Source organism: Raineyella sp. LH-20 (assembly GCF_033110965.1).
In the GTDB taxonomy this organism is placed as follows: Bacteria; Actinomycetota; Actinomycetes; order Propionibacteriales; family Propionibacteriaceae; genus Raineyella.
The window spans coordinates 3,078,838-3,092,412 of record NZ_CP137003.1 but is presented as its reverse complement, the minus strand read 5'-3'; the positions used below and the strand labels follow the sequence as shown (position 1 = coordinate 3,092,412).

Below are 13,575 nucleotides of genomic sequence, written 5' to 3'. Positions count from 1 at the left end.
CGTCGTCTCCTCGCTCACCAGCGGCACCAGTCGAGGATGACGGTGCGGGCCTCGGGCGTGCCCTCCTCCATCCGGCCGGACAGCGTCATCGTCGCGCCGTCCCAGAGCACGGTGCGGCGCAGGCCCTTGCCGACGAAGTTCGGGAACACGCTGAGGTCGACGTGGTGCACGACCTGGTCGCCGTCCAGGACGTACGTCCCGGAGTAGCACATCGAGGTGGTGTAGGCCATCGCCTTCTCCGCGTCGTCGGCGTCCCACTGGCCGCCGGTGACGAAGTCGGGCCGGCCGGCGCTGGTCGCGATCTCGTAGACCCGACCCTCCCGGTAGCTGATCAGGCCGACCGGGCGCTCGCCCATCGGATACCGGACCCGGCCGTCGTCGTATTCCTGGCGCCAGTCGAGGAGCCGCCAGGTGCCCTCGAATTCCTCGGGGGTGATGGTGCGCGATGTCATGGTGTCTGCCTTTCGGGTCAGCCGACGTACGGCCGTCGGGTGGCGGGGATCCAGCTCTCCGGGGGCACCACGTCGTAGCTGCCCTCCCGGACGTGGACGGGGTAGCTGCGGCCCTCGGCCGAGGCGGCGATCCGCAGCTGCCGTGCGGTGTGGCGTTGCTCGGGGGACAGCCAGGACCGTTCGTGGCCCCAGAGACTCGGGCCCTCGGTCAGCTCGTACGGCGCCCACCGGTCGACGTCGATGGAGCGCCCGCCCCAGCCGTACTCGAGCATGAACGGGGACGGCGTACGGGCGTAGAAGGAGAGCATGTGGTCGTTCGAGTGCCGCCCGAGCGACACCCGGATGCCGTCCTCGCGACTCTCGGCCAGGTCGAAGCCCGCGCCGACGTCGTCCAGCCGGGCCAGCTCGACCATGATGTGGTGGATGCCGGGACCGTCCGAGCGGACGATCGCCAGGCTGTGGTGGCGCGGGTTGAGGTGGAAGAAGTGCGCCTCGAACGGACTGAACAGGAAGTCCGACAGCCGGAAGCCGAGGACACCCTGGTAGAAGTCGATCAGCGCCCGCGGGTCGGCGGTGAGCAGCACCGCATGCCCCAGGCCGAGCACGCCGGTGCGGAAGCCGCCGATCGTACGACCGGGGGAGAACGGCCGGTCGGCCAGCTCGGGGCCGTGGAAGACCTCGATCCGGTTGCCGTCCGGGTCGAGGCACCACAGGCCGTCGGTCACCCGGCGGTGCTCCCTGGTCGGGCGGTCCATCGCCGTGTGCCGCACCCTGCGCAGGTCGAGGCGCTCGCCGACCCGGGCCAGCGCCGCCGCGTCGGACACCTCGAACCCGAAGTAGCCGCGGCCGCCGTCGTCGCTGATCAGGAACCGCTGCGCGCGGCTGTCCATCCGCAGCGACCGGCCGTGCCGGGTCGAGTCGACCACCTGCATGCCGGCGACGTCGTGACCGAAGGTGGTCCAGTCGTCGAGCCGGTCGGACGAGATCCCGACATATCCGAGGGAGTCGAGCAGCAGGTCGGAGCGGTCCGGCGCCTGCTGTCCGCCGGGCGCTTGGTGTTCGTCCGGCGCTTGGTGTTCGTCGGGCACCGTCTGGTCGTCTGCCATGGTCATTCCTTCGTGTCGCCGGCCAGGCCGAGGTCGGCCCGGGTCCGGGTGAGCGTGTCGACGATCGCGTACGCGATGCTCCGCACACCGATCAGGACGTCCTCGACCGAGGCGACGCCCATGCCGCCCAGGCCCTCGTTGAGGTCGGCCGGTGCGGTGGCCGGCGGCCACGGGTAGCCGACCCGGGCGGTCGGGACGCCGAGCGTACGGATCATCGCGCCGTCGGTCTGTCCGGCTTGGTAGGGCGTCTCGGTGTAGGGCTCACCCGACACCTGCTCCCAGCCGCGCTGGGCGGACTGGACGATCCAGTTGTCGCCGTCGGTGCGCCCGCCGGGCAGGCTGCCGTACATCGTCCAGTCCAGCTCGATCTCCGGGTGGCGCGCCCGCAGGCCCGCGACGAACAGTGCGAACTGGGCGCGGACGTCAGCCGGTGACGTACGGGGATTGATCCGCAGGTCGAGGAAGATCTCGGTGGTGGCCGACGGGAAGGCCGGCTTGTCGGGATCGCCGGCGCGGACCGCGGCGATCCAGGCCTCCGGCAGCACGGTGCCGTACGTGTTGGCGGCGGTGTAGCGCGGCAGCCACGCCTCGAGCTCCTCGATCACCGTGGCGGCCGGGACGATGGAGGAACGGAAGCCCGGAGTGCCCCGGGTGATGCCGGCGTAGCCGAAGGTGCCGCGGACGGAAACCTTGATCCACGCCATTCCCGGCTCTTCGGGATAGACGCCGGGGCGCGGCTTGAGCAGCAGGCAGTAGTCCGGATAGAGGCCACGCATCAGCAGCTGGTAGACCCCGGTGCTCATCCCGACGTGGTCCCGCCGGGAGTTGAGCCACGGCATGCCGCCGCCGGCGAAGCCGATGGTGAGGTCGCCGAGGAAGTCCAGCCCGGCGTCGCGGATCGCGTGGACGGCTTCGGTCAGGCCGGCCACCATCACCTTGGGGTTGGACGCCCCCAGGCCGACCACCAGGCCGTCCTGGACCCGGGCGGTGGGGAGCATGTCGGCCCGGGCGTACGGGCCGATCGCCGGGACGTCGAGCTCGGGCTCGATGTGGGTGTCGATCGGGCAGTAGAGGAGCAGATTGGCGCCGTCGCCCCGGCCCGGCAGGATGCCGTGGACGTTGCCGGTCGCCTCCGAGATCGGCATGTACTCGGCCTCGATGCCGACCTCGTCGCGCAGGTGGCCGGCCATGAACTCCGAGGCGGCGCGCTCGGCGCCGGTCGGGCTGTGGATGTCGACCAGCCGGACCAGCAGATCCCGCATCCGGTCGGCGTCGAGGTGGGCGACCAGCGCGTCGTACATCGCGCGACGCTCCGGGTCGAGGGGCAGCGGCTGGGTGGTGACACGCATCGGGCGCCCCATCAGTTCTCGCTCGGCACGAACTGCTCGGCCCGGATGTCGTGGGCGGGCAGTCCGAGAGCGCCGAGCTGTTCCTCGGCGGCCCGGATCATCGGCGGGGGACCGCACAGGTAGCTGACGGTGTCCGGCGCCACGTCGTCGGCCCGCAGCACCGACAGCGGGGTGCCGGCCGGCAGGTCGTCGCGGCCTGCGTTGTCCATCAGGACCGTACGCACCTCGAGCGTCGGCATCAGGCTGATCCTGGCGGCCAGCTCGTCCTCGTGGAACAGCTCGGCCGGTCGGTTGCAGCCGAAGAGGAGCAGGATCGGCGGGGTCGGCTGGACCGTCCGTAGCCGGTCCAGCATCGACAGCATCGGGGCCAGCCCGGTGCCGCCGGCGATCAGAACGGTGGGCCGGGGAGCGGGTTCCAGGACGAACCCGCCCAGCGGGCCCTCCACCTCGAGGGACTGCCCGGTCCGCGCGGCGTCCCGGAGGAAGTCGGACATCACGCCCGAGGGCAGGATGCGGATCAGGAAGGTGAGCCGGAACCGTTCATGTTCCCCGGAGGCGATGGAGTAGCTGCGCCACTCATCGGTGCCCGGCACCTGGATACGGCAGTACTGCCCGGCGGTGAAGCCGAACTTGATCGCCTTGGGCACCTTCAGTTCGAGCTCGACGACGGTGTCGGCGACCCAGGTCAGGCGGGTGATCCGAGCCCGGAAGCCGACCGGCGGATGCGCCTCCAGAAGAGTGGCGGGATAGTCCAGGTCGAACGACGAATCGCAGAGGGCACGGGTCTGACACAGCAGGCGTTGGCCGGCGGCCAGCTCGTCCGCCGACAGCGTACTGATCCGGTCGGACGGCATCTCGCCTGCGCCGTCGACCAGGGTGCCGACACAGGTGCCGCAGGTGCCGACGGTGCACTGGCTGACCAGCCTGTGGCCGGCCCGTCTGGCCGCGGCGAGGAGAGTCTCCCCAGGATCCGCGTCGAATTCCCGCACCTGCCCGTCGGTGAATCGCAGGGCGATGTGACGCGATGCTGTCTGCGGCACGGTCATCTCCGTGCCCTCCACGATCGTCATCGGAATCGGCTCCTCTCAGTCCTCGTCGACGAAGGGCGACTGGAAGAAGCCACGCCCGTGCTTGGCCGCCTGCTTGCGCCAGGCCACCACCGAGAAGTCCATGTTGGAGAGGACCTCGTTGTTCCAGCCGTCGAAGCGCTCGTAGTGCTCCTCGGTGGCCTCACGGGCGAAGATGTCGTTGTTGTTGAAGTTGAGCAGGCCCAGCGGCTTGTAGAAGTTCTCGTACTTGAACGCGAACTCCTTCTCCTCCTCCGGCGTGCTGGCACGGTCGGCGATCACCTCGAAGTACATGTGGTGGTGATCGTCGATCGGGACGTAGAACTCGTACTGGGTGATCCCCGGGATCGGCCAGTTCTCGACCATCAGGATGCCCGGCAGCCAGCAGCTGACCCGGAACGGCTCGTACATGGTGGTGCCACGTGCCTTGATGTCGACCATCGGGTTCTCGAAGACCGGCTGGTAGTTCTCGGGCAGGTCGTAGCGGTTCATCACGCCCTTGGGGCCGCCCTCGATGTCGACGAACTCGGTGGCGTCGTCCTTCAGTGCCTTCATGCCCAGCGGCATCGCCCGGTCGAGGGCCACGACGATCTGGTTGTCCCAGTGGACCAGCAGGTGGCCCGGATCGAGTCCGTTCTCGGCGGCCAGCCGCCAGTTACCGTAGAGCTTGCGGCGGATGCCGCGGGTGACGATCTTCTCGTCGCGGAAGTGCGGCGTCGCCTTGTCGGTCACCTTCATCGGCAGGTCGGAGTCGAGCGGTGGCGGAGTGCCGTAGTCGTCGTCGCCGACGAAGACGAAGATCAGGCCGGCGAGTTCCTCGGAGGGATACGTACGGACGCCGACGGTGTTGATCAGGTGGTCGTCGGGGGAGCCGACGATGGTGTCCAGGTTGCCGTTCTCGGCGTTGTAGGTGTAGCCGTGGTACCAGCAGGTGACCGTCTTGTTCGCGAAGCACATCGGCTTGGCGGACAGCTTCACGCCGCGGTGCAGGCACCGGTCGGCGATTGCGTGGACGACGCCGTCCTCGTCACGGGTGACGGCGATGTCGTGACCGCCGATGGTGACCCCGATGACTCCGTTGACAGCGACCTCGTCGCTGAAGCAGGCCGGGTACCAGTGGTTCGCGAAGCCCCAGTCGGCCTGGACGTACGGGGCGTACTGTCGTGCGACCTTCCCTGAGTTGCCGATCGCAGATTCGATGAGAGCCACGTGTGTCTCCTTCTGTGTTGAAGGGGAGGCGCCTGTGTCCCTGCTGGGGCACCGACTCGACGCCGTGGCACAAGCCTCGGCGGGGTTCGATCGAAAGTCAATAGATAATCAAGAGAATTATGACGGTAACGAATCCGACATCAGATTGTCTCGGCCGGTTGATAGCTGGGCCGCTGACCTCCCTCTCGTTCCGGTCGGGGTGGGGTGCTCTGTGCGTCATCCGGACATGGCACGGCCCCGGAGGCGTGCCTCCGGGGCCGAGGGGGTCTTCGGCGTCTGTGTCCGAATGGGGCTCAGTGCTCGGCGGTCGGCTCGTCGAAGAGTCGGTGCGGGTTGAGGATGCCTGCACCGCGCGCGCTCGACTCGTACAGCACGGTGAGACGGGTCAGCCGCCGGGAGATCTCGGCGAGGTTCTCCTCGGCGAGCTCGGTCGGGGTCATCAGGTCGATCAGCAGCCGGGAGCGCAGGCTGACGTACCGTTCGGTCCAGTCCGCGCCGGCCGGGGTGGTCGCGTAGTGGGCGGTGACGCCGGATCGGATCTTCTTCACCAGGCCCACCGACACCAGCTTCCGCAGGGTGTACTGGACGTTGGCCAGGTCGTCACGATTGACCAGCCGGGCGATCGTGGTGGCGTCCTTGGGGCGGTCGTACATCCGGATCACGTGCAGGATGACGATCTCGTTGTACGTGAGCTCGGGGTCCCCGATCAGCAGGGCGATCTGCGTCACGTACCGCTCGAAGGCCGCGCCGGCGGCCATCAGGGCGAACTCGAGACTGGCGAGGTCGGCCTCTGCCGGCGTACGGCCGAGATGCCACGTCGAGGCCGGGATCTCGGACTCGGTCCCGGGTGTGGCCGATGGGGTCGCGGAGCGATCGTCTGGGCTGGACATGCGGTCAGTCTTTCAAACGGGCCGGTCAGTCCTCGTGATCGACGTTGACGATGCGGGAACTGACGGCTACGGCGGTGGAATAGTTTCCAGAAATTTTACAGGTAATTGCCGTAGTGACATATGTCTCTGTGAGAGGCGGCCGGTTCGAGCTGACCTCAGAGGGGGAGGCCTCGGTCCTGGACGATGCTCTTCATCACGATCGTCGACCCGACCCGGCGGACCCCGGGCAGGGCGGCCAGCCGGGTGTCCCAGAGTTCCTGGTAGCTCGGCAGGTCGCGGGCGACGACCCGCAGCAGGTAGTCGGGGTCGCCGAACAGCCGCTCGGCCCGCAGCACCTGCGGCACGGCGGCGACCGCTTCCTCGAAGGCGGCGACCGTGTCCGCGCTGGTCGTGTCCATGGTGACGAAGACCAGAGCCTCGAAGCCGAGTCCGACCTTCGCCGGGTCGAGCTGCGCCCGGTAGCCGGTGATGACCCCGTCCCGTTCCAGTGCGCGCAGTCGGCGGTGACACGGCGACACGCTGAGCCCGACCCGATCGGCCAACTCGGTGAGGGTGAGTCGGCCGTCGGACTGCAGGTGCGCAAGGATCTCGCGATCAAGGGCGTCCATAGGGACATTCTTTCCCATCTTTCGCGCCAGGAGCAGCGGAAGACGCAAGCACTTGTCGCGGGATCTCTTCTATCGTTCCGTTTCGGAGAACCCGTCACCGTCGCCGGGGCGAAGACATGGCTGGGAAGGATGACAGGGAGATGGCGATCGGGTCGCTGGCGGCGTTCTGGGTGGTGTCGTTCCTCCTGGTGGTGACCCCCGGAGCGGACTGGGCCTACGCGATCAGCGCGGGCCTGCGCTACCGCTCGGTGCTCCCTGCGGTCGGAGGGCTGCTGGCCGGCTATGTGGTGATCACCCTGGTCGTGGCGGGTGGTGCGGCGGCGCTGCTCGCCCGCACCCCCGGCGCGCTGGGGGTGCTCACCCTCGCCGGGGCCGCGTACCTCGGCTGGCTCGGCCTGTCCACCATCGTGCGCCCACCCACACCGCAGGCGGCATCGGACGCGCCGACAGGCTCCTGGGCCGCCCAGTTGGGCAGAGGTGTCGCGGTCAGCGGCCTCAACCCCAAGGCGCTGCTGCTCTTCCTGGCGCTGTTGCCGCAGTTCACCGATCCGCACGGGACGTGGCCGGCGGCGGTCCAGATCGCCACTCTCGGCGGCATGCACATGCTGTCCTGCGCCGTGGTCTACACCGGCGTCGGATCGGGCTCCCGGGCGATCCTCCGCACCCGGCCTGCGGCGGCCCGGGCGGTGAGCCGCTTCTCCGGTGTGGCGATGACTCTGATCAGCGTCGGCCTGGTGGCTGAGCAGGTGCTCCGGCTGCGACCGGCCTGATCGAGGGCGGACGCCGACCCGGCCCCTGGTGGCCGGCCGGTCGGATCCGCCGTAGAGTGCTGGCTGAACACTGTTCAATCGAGACGGGTGAGGAGGCCTGATGACGACGGACGGGGCGTACGCCGTCGCGGTCCTCGAGGGCCCCGATCCGGTGGCGGCCTTCTGGCAGGCGCACCACTCCGGGCGGGACATCGCCCTGTCGACCTCGGGGACGACCTCGGGCACCGCCCGGACGATCATCCGCAGTACGGCCTCCTGGGTGGACAGCTTCGACCTGTGTGCCCGACGGCTGGCGCTCGGGTCGGCGGACCGATTCTGGGTCCCCGGCCCGCTGACCGCCACGATGAACCTCTTCGCCGCCTGCCTGGCCTCCTTCGTCGGCGCCGGCTGGAGCAGCGACCGGGTCGGCTGCACCCATGCGCAACTGACCCCGGCACGCCTGGCCGCCGTGCTCGACGAGTCGCCGACGCCCGGGCTGCGGGTTCTCGTAGCCGGTGACAGCCTGGCCCCTGCCTTGCGGCAACGGGCCGAGGCCGCTGGTCTGCGGGTCGACCACTACTACGGGGCCGCGGAGCTGTCCCTGGTCGCTTGGGGCCACGACGCTGCCGACCTGCGACTCTTCGAGGCGGTGACGGCGGAGGTCCGCGACGGTGCACTGTGGGTCCGCTCGCCGTGGCTCGCCCGCGGAGTGGCCGACGATCGCGGCTTCGCCACCGTGGGCGACCTGGTCCGGCTCGACGGCGATCGGGTCGAGGTGCTCGGCCGGCCAGGGGCCGCCACCACGGCGGGGACCACGGTGGAGCTGGCCCCCGTCGAGGCGGAGCTCCAGGCGCACGGCCAGAAGCGGGTGGTCGTCGTGGCAGTGCCGCACGAACGTCTCGGTGAGGTGATCTGCTGTGTGACGAGCGCCGCGGACCGGGAGGCGGTGCAGCGATGGGGACGTACGTCGCTGACCGGCGCGCGACGGCCGCGACGCTGGCTGGTCCGCGATGCGTTGCCGCTGACGCCGACGGGCAAGGTCGACCGGCTCCGACTGGTCGAGGAGATCACCACCACGGACCGGTCGCGGCACCTGGGGGGCGCCGCGACCCCCATCGCGGACGGTGACCCGGTCCGCGACGACGCACCACCCGAACCGAAGGGACACCGATGACAGCACCCGAGGATCGTCCGGTGATCGTCGACGCGCTGCGGACCCCGATCGGCACCGTCGGCGGCGGCCTGCGCGACGTGGACGCGCCGGGACTGCTGGCCCCGGTGCTGGCCGCGCTGACCGGGCGCTGGCAGGTGCCGATCGACGAGGTGGCGATCGGCAACATCCGCGGACCGGGCGGCAATCCCGCTCGGGTGGCGGCCCTGCGGGCAGGCCTCGAGGTGGCGACCCCCGCGGTCACCCTCGACCGCCAGTGCGGCTCCGGGATGGCGGCCATCGAGTACAGCGTCGCCCTGCTCAGCGGCCCGCGCCGAGGCTTCCAGCTGGCCGGAGGGATGCAGTCGGCCAGCACCCAGCCGCTCACCTTCTGGCCGCCGGCCCGCCCTGGCGAGGCGCCGCAGCAGTACCAGCGGGCGCCGTTCACCGATGCCGCCCACGGCGATCCCGAGATGGGGGTGGCGGCCGACCTGCTGGCGGCCGAGCGGGGGATCGACCGGCAACGCCAGGACGCGTACGCCGCCCGCTCCCACCAGCGGGCGGTGGCCGCGGCCGCCGCCGGGGCGTACGCCGACGAGACACTGCCGCTCGCCGGCCTGGATCGTGACGAGCGGCCCCGACCCGGCTTCACCCCGCAGCGGCTCGCCCGGTTCCGGCCGGCCTTCACCCCGAACGGCACCGCCACCGCGGCCAACAGCTGCGGGATCAACGACGGGGCCGCCGCCGTGCTGCTCTGCGACGGCCGGACCGCCACAGAGCGGGGTCTGCACGGACTGCGGGTGCTGGACACGGTCAGTGTCGGCTGCGCCCCCGATCGCCCCGGCTGGGGCATCGTGCCCGCGGTCCACCGCCTGGTGGAGCGTACGGGGCTCGACCTGGACGAGGTGGATGTGGTCGACTTCAACGAGGCCTTCGCCGGCCAAGTGCTCGCCTGCCTCGACGCCCTGGGCATCGACGAGCTCCGCAACTGTCCGCAGGGCGGGGCGATCGCGCTCGGGCATCCCTGGGCGGCCACCGGCGCGGTCCAGCTGACCCGGCTGTTCACCCAATTGGTGCGGCACAACACCACCGGCGCCCGGCTCGGACTGGCGGCCATCGCGATCGGCGGCGGCCAGGGCACCGCGATGCTGGTCGAGGCGATCTGACCCGTCCGAGCGCTGCGAGCTGCTTCCGGCCAGGGCTGAGGTCGCCGCCCGACAAGGGGAGTCGCGACGCGCCGATGTGACCTTCCCCACAGGAAAGGCCAGCCTTACCCTGGAAGAGCCGATCGGGCGACGGTCGCCCGACTCCGCAGCAGGAGGATTCCATGCTCGGCGACATCACCCCCGTTCCCACGCTGGCCGTCACGGACCTGGCCCGCGCCCGCGGCTTCTACGAGGGGGTCCTCGGTCTCCAGATCGCCTCCGAGGGCGACTTCGGGATCAACTACACGACGGGATCGACCCAGGTGCTGGTCTACCCGTCATCATTCGCCGGCACCAACAAGGCCACCGCGGTCTCGTTCGCGGTCGGCACGGACCGCTTCGACACCGAGATCGCAGGGCTGCGTGACAAGGGCGTCACGTTCCAGACCTTCGACTTCCCGGGTGCCACCTGGACCGATGGCGTGGCCTCGGCCGAGGAATTCCGGTCGGTGTGGTTCGCCGACCCGGACGGCAACATCATCAACGTCGAGACGGGGATGTGAGCGGACCCGAGGCGACACGAGCAGGCACGACGCAAGAACGTACGTCACACGAACGTACGTGACCAGAACGAACGACACACGAACGAAGGACACCAGCACGTCACCGGGCCCGCCACGTGGGACCCGGTGGCGGTCGTGGGTCAGTGCGCTCGGACGAGCCCGGTGAGGCTGCCCCAAGCGATGGTGTGGTCGGCGATCTCGTCGAGCACGTGCTGACTCGATTCACCGCGCAGCCGACGGTCCACCGCATGCACCGCGAAGACGTAGCGATGGGTCCCGCTCGGCGGGCACGGTGCGAACCATCCCGGTGTCCGGGCACTGTTCGGCAGTTCCCGGACACCCGGATGGGCCGCGCCTTCCGGGAACCTGCCGTCCCGCGGCGCGATGCCGGTGACCAGCCAGTGCAGGAACGTGCCGTGCGGCGCGTCCGGGTCACTCACCACCAGGGCGAGGTCGACCGTGGCCGCCGGCACCCCGGACCAGAAGAGCGCGGGGGAGAGCCCCTCACCCTGGCAGGTGTGCCGCACCGGGATCGGGCCGTCGTCGACGAACGCCGGGCTGGTCACCGTCAACGTACGGGTCACTCGTGGCTGTGGAACCTTCATGGCGCCTCCTCGTCGGACCTTCCCAGTATCAGACCCGACGGGCGGGCACGTCAGTCGGAAGCGCGTCCGGCCCGGCCTCCCCGGAAGACGAGTCGGATGACCGTCGCCGCGGCCCGTTCCAGGTTGTCGACACCGGTGGCGAGGGCCTCGTCGAGGTCCATCGCCCGCGGCAGGATCGGCACCAGGGCCAGCACGCCGTGGTCGAGCAGTACGTCGGTGTCGGGGGCCACCCGGCCCGCCAGGATGACGGTGTCCACCCCAGCCGCAGCGGCGATCGCGGCCACCCCGACGGGAGTCTTGCCGGCCAGACTCTGGGCGTCGACCGACCCCTCGCCGGTCAGCACCAGGGCGGCGCCGCGCACCGCCTGGGCCAACCCGACGGTCTCGGTCACCAACTCGATTCCCGGCCGCAGCCGGGCCTGCAGGTGGCGCAGCAACGCGTAGCCCAGCCCACCGGCGGCGCCGGCTCCCGGCTGGTCGGCCACGTCGGTCCCGCCGTCGAGTCGCGCCAGCCGGGCGAGCACCGCGTCGAGGGAGCGTACGTCCTCGGCCGTCGCCCCCTTCTGCGGGCCGAACACCGCCGAGGCACCGTACGGTCCGCACAACGGGTTGGTGACATCGCAGGCCACGTCCACCGTGACGGCAGCCAACCGGGGGTCCAGCCCGGAGGCGTCGACCGCGGCGACGCCGACGAGCCCGGCCGGCGTGGGCACGAGCCGTCGGCCGTCGGCATCCAGGTAGCGCACGCCCAGCGCGTCGAGGAGTCCGGCGCCGCCGTCGTTGGTGGCCGAGCCGCCGATCCCGATGACCAGCCGGGTGGCGCCGGCGTCGAGCGCCGCGGTGACCAGCCGGCCCACGCCGGCCGTCGACGAGTGGTGTACGTCGCGGTCTGTGGGAGCGATCTGCTCCAGCCCGGCGGCCCGGGCCATCTCGATCACCGCCAAGCCGTCGGCGGTGAGGGCGTACGACGACATCACGGGCCGGCCCAGGGCATCAGGCACCTCGATCGGGACCAGCCGGGCATCGAGCGCCGCGGCCAGCGACTCCAGGAATCCCTCGCCGCCGTCCGACAGCGGCACCTCGACGATCTCGGCATCCGGCAGCACCCGCCGGACACCACGGGCCATCGCTGCGGCGGCCTCGGCCGCAGTCATCGATTCCTTGAACGAGTCGGGTGCGCAGACGATCCTCACGGTGCCCATCCTCGCGCCCGCGCGCCCGGTCCGCAGGCGCATCGGGAATGCCCCCAGCGACCGCCGTCACGCCGGTTCAGTCGACGGGCGAGACGCGGATCAGATTGCCGTCCGGGTCGGCCACGACGAACGTACGACCGAACACCTCGTCGTGGGGTGCCTCGACCACCGTGATGCCCGTGGTCGCCCACCGGGCATGCAGCGCGTCGATCGCCGCCGAGGATCCGGGGACCATCAGGCCGACTTCGGCGGTGCGTGGGGTGGCCGGGATGGCGTGCTCAGGGCGGCCGGTCCACAGCGCAAAGAGGACACCCGGCGCAGCCTCGAAGGCGACGTATCGCGGACTGGTGAACACCGGGTCGACCTCGAAGAGGTCACGGTAGAACCGGGTCGACGCTGCCGCGTCCCGGACATAGACGAGGAAGAGATTGGGTGTCGGCATCGGAGCCTCCTGGTGACGATCGATGAGTACGCCTCCAGGGAATCGGCCAATCACGTCAAAACCTGTCATGTTTTCGCGGATGATGGGGCCATGAAGTCCGCCCGGCTGCTCTCCCTGCTGCTGCTCCTGCAGGCGCGGCAGCGGATGACGACCGTCGAATTGGCAGACCGGCTCGAGGTGTCGCGCCGTACGATCCTGCGCGATGTCGAGGCACTGTCCGCGGCGGGCGTGCCGGTCTACGCCGAACGCGGCCGCCACGGGGGCATCGTGCTGTTGCCCGGCGCGCGCCTGAACGTCTCCCACCTCGACCCCGCGGAGCGGGAGGCGGTGCTCGTCGCGGGCCTGGACGCCGCACAACGCGCCCAACTCGATCTCGCCGCCGTCCACGAGACGGCCACCCGGAAGATCGCGGCCCGCCGGTCCGGTGATGCCGACCCCGGTGCGGCCCTGGCCGACCTGATCGTGGTGGACAACGCGGCCTGGCTCGCCCCGGAGGGGCAGGGGGTGTCGGTCGCCGAGCTGGCCCTCGCGCTGCGGACCCGCCCCCGGCTGCGCCTGCGGTATCGCAGCAGCGGCGCAAGCCGTGCGATCGCGCGGGTGGTGGATCCGTACGGTCTGGCCACCAAGGCGGGCCGGTGGTATCTCGTCGCCGACCAGGCGGGGGAGCCGGGACTGTTCGCGCTGGACCGCCTCGAGGCGTGCGAGGTGCTGGCTGAGCCGGCCCGGACGCGCGTGGGCTGCGACCTGCGGTCGGTGTGGGCCGACCTGCGGCGCCGGACCGAGGACCCCGGGTCCGTGGTGATCACCGCCCGGCTGCGCCAGACCCGCCTCGACCTCGCCCGACGGATCCTCGGCAGCCGCATCCTGGGCGTCGATCCCGTCGTGGCCGGCTGGTGCACCGTACGGATCGGTTATCCGGAGATGGAATCGGTGCGACAACTCCTGCAGTTCGGCGACCACATCGAAGTGGTCGCACCGCCCGCGGCACGGGACCGGGTCCACGCACTGGCCACCGACCTCGCCGCACGACACCGTCGGTGATGAGGC

General features: G+C 70.6%; 15 protein-coding genes. 5 read left to right on the top strand and 10 right to left on the bottom strand.

The window, feature by feature from the left end:
- Nucleotides 1-14 precede the first annotated feature (14 nt).
- The 7 genes from R0146_RS13655 to R0146_RS13625 form a co-directional block, all read right to left on the bottom strand.
- Nucleotides 15-452 (bottom strand): lipocalin-like domain-containing protein, encoded by a 438-nt coding sequence (locus R0146_RS13655; protein WP_317690402.1) that lies wholly within the window; start codon nucleotides 450-452, stop codon nucleotides 15-17.
- 17 nt (nucleotides 453-469) lie between these two features.
- Nucleotides 470-1,558, bottom strand: a complete 1,089-nt coding sequence (locus R0146_RS13650) for a VOC family protein (RefSeq protein ID WP_317690401.1) — start codon at nucleotides 1,556-1,558, stop codon at nucleotides 470-472.
- 2 nt (nucleotides 1,559-1,560) lie between these two features.
- The gene (locus R0146_RS13645) at nucleotides 1,561-2,907 is read right to left on the bottom strand and encodes a M20 family metallopeptidase (RefSeq protein WP_317690400.1); all 1,347 of its coding nucleotides are present in this window, start codon (nucleotides 2,905-2,907) and stop codon (nucleotides 1,561-1,563) included.
- 11 nt (nucleotides 2,908-2,918) lie between these two features.
- Nucleotides 2,919-3,977 carry a 2Fe-2S iron-sulfur cluster-binding protein gene (locus tag R0146_RS13640; RefSeq protein ID WP_317690399.1) on the bottom strand — a complete coding sequence of 353 codons (1,059 nt, stop codon included), beginning with the start codon at nucleotides 3,975-3,977 and terminating at the stop codon, nucleotides 2,919-2,921.
- A 15-nt stretch (nucleotides 3,978-3,992) separates the two neighbouring features.
- Nucleotides 3,993-5,183, bottom strand: coding sequence for a Rieske 2Fe-2S domain-containing protein (locus R0146_RS13635; RefSeq protein WP_317690398.1), 1,191 nt, complete (start codon nucleotides 5,181-5,183; stop codon nucleotides 3,993-3,995).
- Between the two features lie 293 nt (nucleotides 5,184-5,476).
- Nucleotides 5,477-6,073 carry a winged helix DNA-binding protein gene (locus R0146_RS13630; protein WP_317690397.1) on the bottom strand — a complete coding sequence of 199 codons (597 nt, stop codon included), beginning with the start codon at nucleotides 6,071-6,073 and terminating at the stop codon, nucleotides 5,477-5,479.
- 155 nt (nucleotides 6,074-6,228) lie between these two features.
- Nucleotides 6,229-6,681 carry an Lrp/AsnC family transcriptional regulator gene (locus R0146_RS13625; RefSeq protein ID WP_317690396.1) on the bottom strand — a complete coding sequence of 151 codons (453 nt, stop codon included), beginning with the start codon at nucleotides 6,679-6,681 and terminating at the stop codon, nucleotides 6,229-6,231.
- 140 nt (nucleotides 6,682-6,821) lie between these two features.
- Here R0146_RS13625 and R0146_RS13620 point away from each other — a divergent pair, with 140 nt between their 5' ends.
- The 4 genes from R0146_RS13620 (at nucleotide 6,822) to R0146_RS13605 (ending at nucleotide 10,288) form a co-directional block, all read left to right on the top strand.
- On the top strand, nucleotides 6,822-7,451 hold the full coding sequence (locus R0146_RS13620) for a LysE family translocator (RefSeq protein ID WP_317690395.1): 630 nt from the start codon (nucleotides 6,822-6,824) through the stop codon (nucleotides 7,449-7,451).
- 100 nt (nucleotides 7,452-7,551) lie between these two features.
- Entirely contained in the window at nucleotides 7,552-8,604 is a 1,053-nt protein-coding gene (locus R0146_RS13615) for an AMP-binding enzyme (protein ID WP_317690394.1), read from the top strand.
- Nucleotides 8,601-9,746, top strand: coding sequence for a thiolase family protein (locus R0146_RS13610; RefSeq protein ID WP_317690393.1), 1,146 nt, complete (start codon nucleotides 8,601-8,603; stop codon nucleotides 9,744-9,746). Before R0146_RS13615 ends, R0146_RS13610 begins: the two co-directional genes overlap by 4 nt.
- Before the next feature lie 161 nt (nucleotides 9,747-9,907).
- Entirely contained in the window at nucleotides 9,908-10,288 is a 381-nt protein-coding gene (locus R0146_RS13605) for a VOC family protein (RefSeq protein ID WP_317690392.1), read from the top strand.
- A gap of 140 nt (nucleotides 10,289-10,428) precedes the next feature.
- Here R0146_RS13605 and R0146_RS13600 read toward each other — a convergent pair whose 3' ends face one another.
- The 3 genes from R0146_RS13600 to R0146_RS13590 form a co-directional block, all read right to left on the bottom strand.
- On the bottom strand, nucleotides 10,429-10,893 hold the full coding sequence (locus tag R0146_RS13600) for a YbhB/YbcL family Raf kinase inhibitor-like protein (protein WP_317690391.1): 465 nt from the start codon (nucleotides 10,891-10,893) through the stop codon (nucleotides 10,429-10,431).
- 50 nt (nucleotides 10,894-10,943) lie between these two features.
- Nucleotides 10,944-12,086: a glycerate kinase gene (locus tag R0146_RS13595; RefSeq protein WP_317690390.1), complete on the bottom strand. Its 1,143-nt coding sequence runs from the start codon at nucleotides 12,084-12,086 to the stop codon at nucleotides 10,944-10,946.
- 76 nt (nucleotides 12,087-12,162) lie between these two features.
- Nucleotides 12,163-12,528 (bottom strand): VOC family protein, encoded by a 366-nt coding sequence (locus R0146_RS13590; protein ID WP_317690389.1) that lies wholly within the window; start codon nucleotides 12,526-12,528, stop codon nucleotides 12,163-12,165.
- Between the two features lie 90 nt (nucleotides 12,529-12,618).
- Between R0146_RS13590 and R0146_RS13585 the strand changes: the two genes are divergently transcribed.
- Complete coding sequence (locus R0146_RS13585; RefSeq protein ID WP_317690388.1) at nucleotides 12,619-13,569, top strand: helix-turn-helix transcriptional regulator; 951 nt, start codon at nucleotides 12,619-12,621, stop codon at nucleotides 13,567-13,569.
- Nucleotides 13,570-13,575: the final 6 nt, after the last annotated feature.

Excerpts from the sequence above, each read along its gene's own strand:
- R0146_RS13655 (WP_317690402.1), bottom strand. The coding sequence starts at position 452 with ATGACATCGCGCACCATCACCCCCGAGGAATTCGAGGGCACCTGGCGG.
- R0146_RS13650 (WP_317690401.1), bottom strand. The coding sequence starts at position 1,558 with ATGGCAGACGACCAGACGGTGCCCGACGAACACCAAGCGCCGGACGAA.
- R0146_RS13645 (WP_317690400.1), bottom strand. The coding sequence starts at position 2,907 with ATGCGTGTCACCACCCAGCCGCTGCCCCTCGACCCGGAGCGTCGCGCG.
- R0146_RS13640 (WP_317690399.1), bottom strand. The coding sequence starts at position 3,977 with ATGACGATCGTGGAGGGCACGGAGATGACCGTGCCGCAGACAGCATCG.
- R0146_RS13630 (WP_317690397.1), bottom strand. The coding sequence starts at position 6,073 with ATGTCCAGCCCAGACGATCGCTCCGCGACCCCATCGGCCACACCCGGG.
- R0146_RS13625 (WP_317690396.1), bottom strand. The coding sequence starts at position 6,681 with ATGGACGCCCTTGATCGCGAGATCCTTGCGCACCTGCAGTCCGACGGC.
- R0146_RS13620 (WP_317690395.1), top strand. The coding sequence starts at position 6,822 with ATGGCGATCGGGTCGCTGGCGGCGTTCTGGGTGGTGTCGTTCCTCCTG.
- R0146_RS13615 (WP_317690394.1), top strand. The coding sequence starts at position 7,552 with ATGACGACGGACGGGGCGTACGCCGTCGCGGTCCTCGAGGGCCCCGAT.
- R0146_RS13610 (WP_317690393.1), top strand. The coding sequence starts at position 8,601 with ATGACAGCACCCGAGGATCGTCCGGTGATCGTCGACGCGCTGCGGACC.
- R0146_RS13605 (WP_317690392.1), top strand. The coding sequence starts at position 9,908 with ATGCTCGGCGACATCACCCCCGTTCCCACGCTGGCCGTCACGGACCTG.
- R0146_RS13600 (WP_317690391.1), bottom strand. The coding sequence starts at position 10,893 with ATGAAGGTTCCACAGCCACGAGTGACCCGTACGTTGACGGTGACCAGC.
- R0146_RS13590 (WP_317690389.1), bottom strand. The coding sequence starts at position 12,528 with ATGCCGACACCCAATCTCTTCCTCGTCTATGTCCGGGACGCGGCAGCG.
- R0146_RS13585 (WP_317690388.1), top strand. The coding sequence starts at position 12,619 with ATGAAGTCCGCCCGGCTGCTCTCCCTGCTGCTGCTCCTGCAGGCGCGG.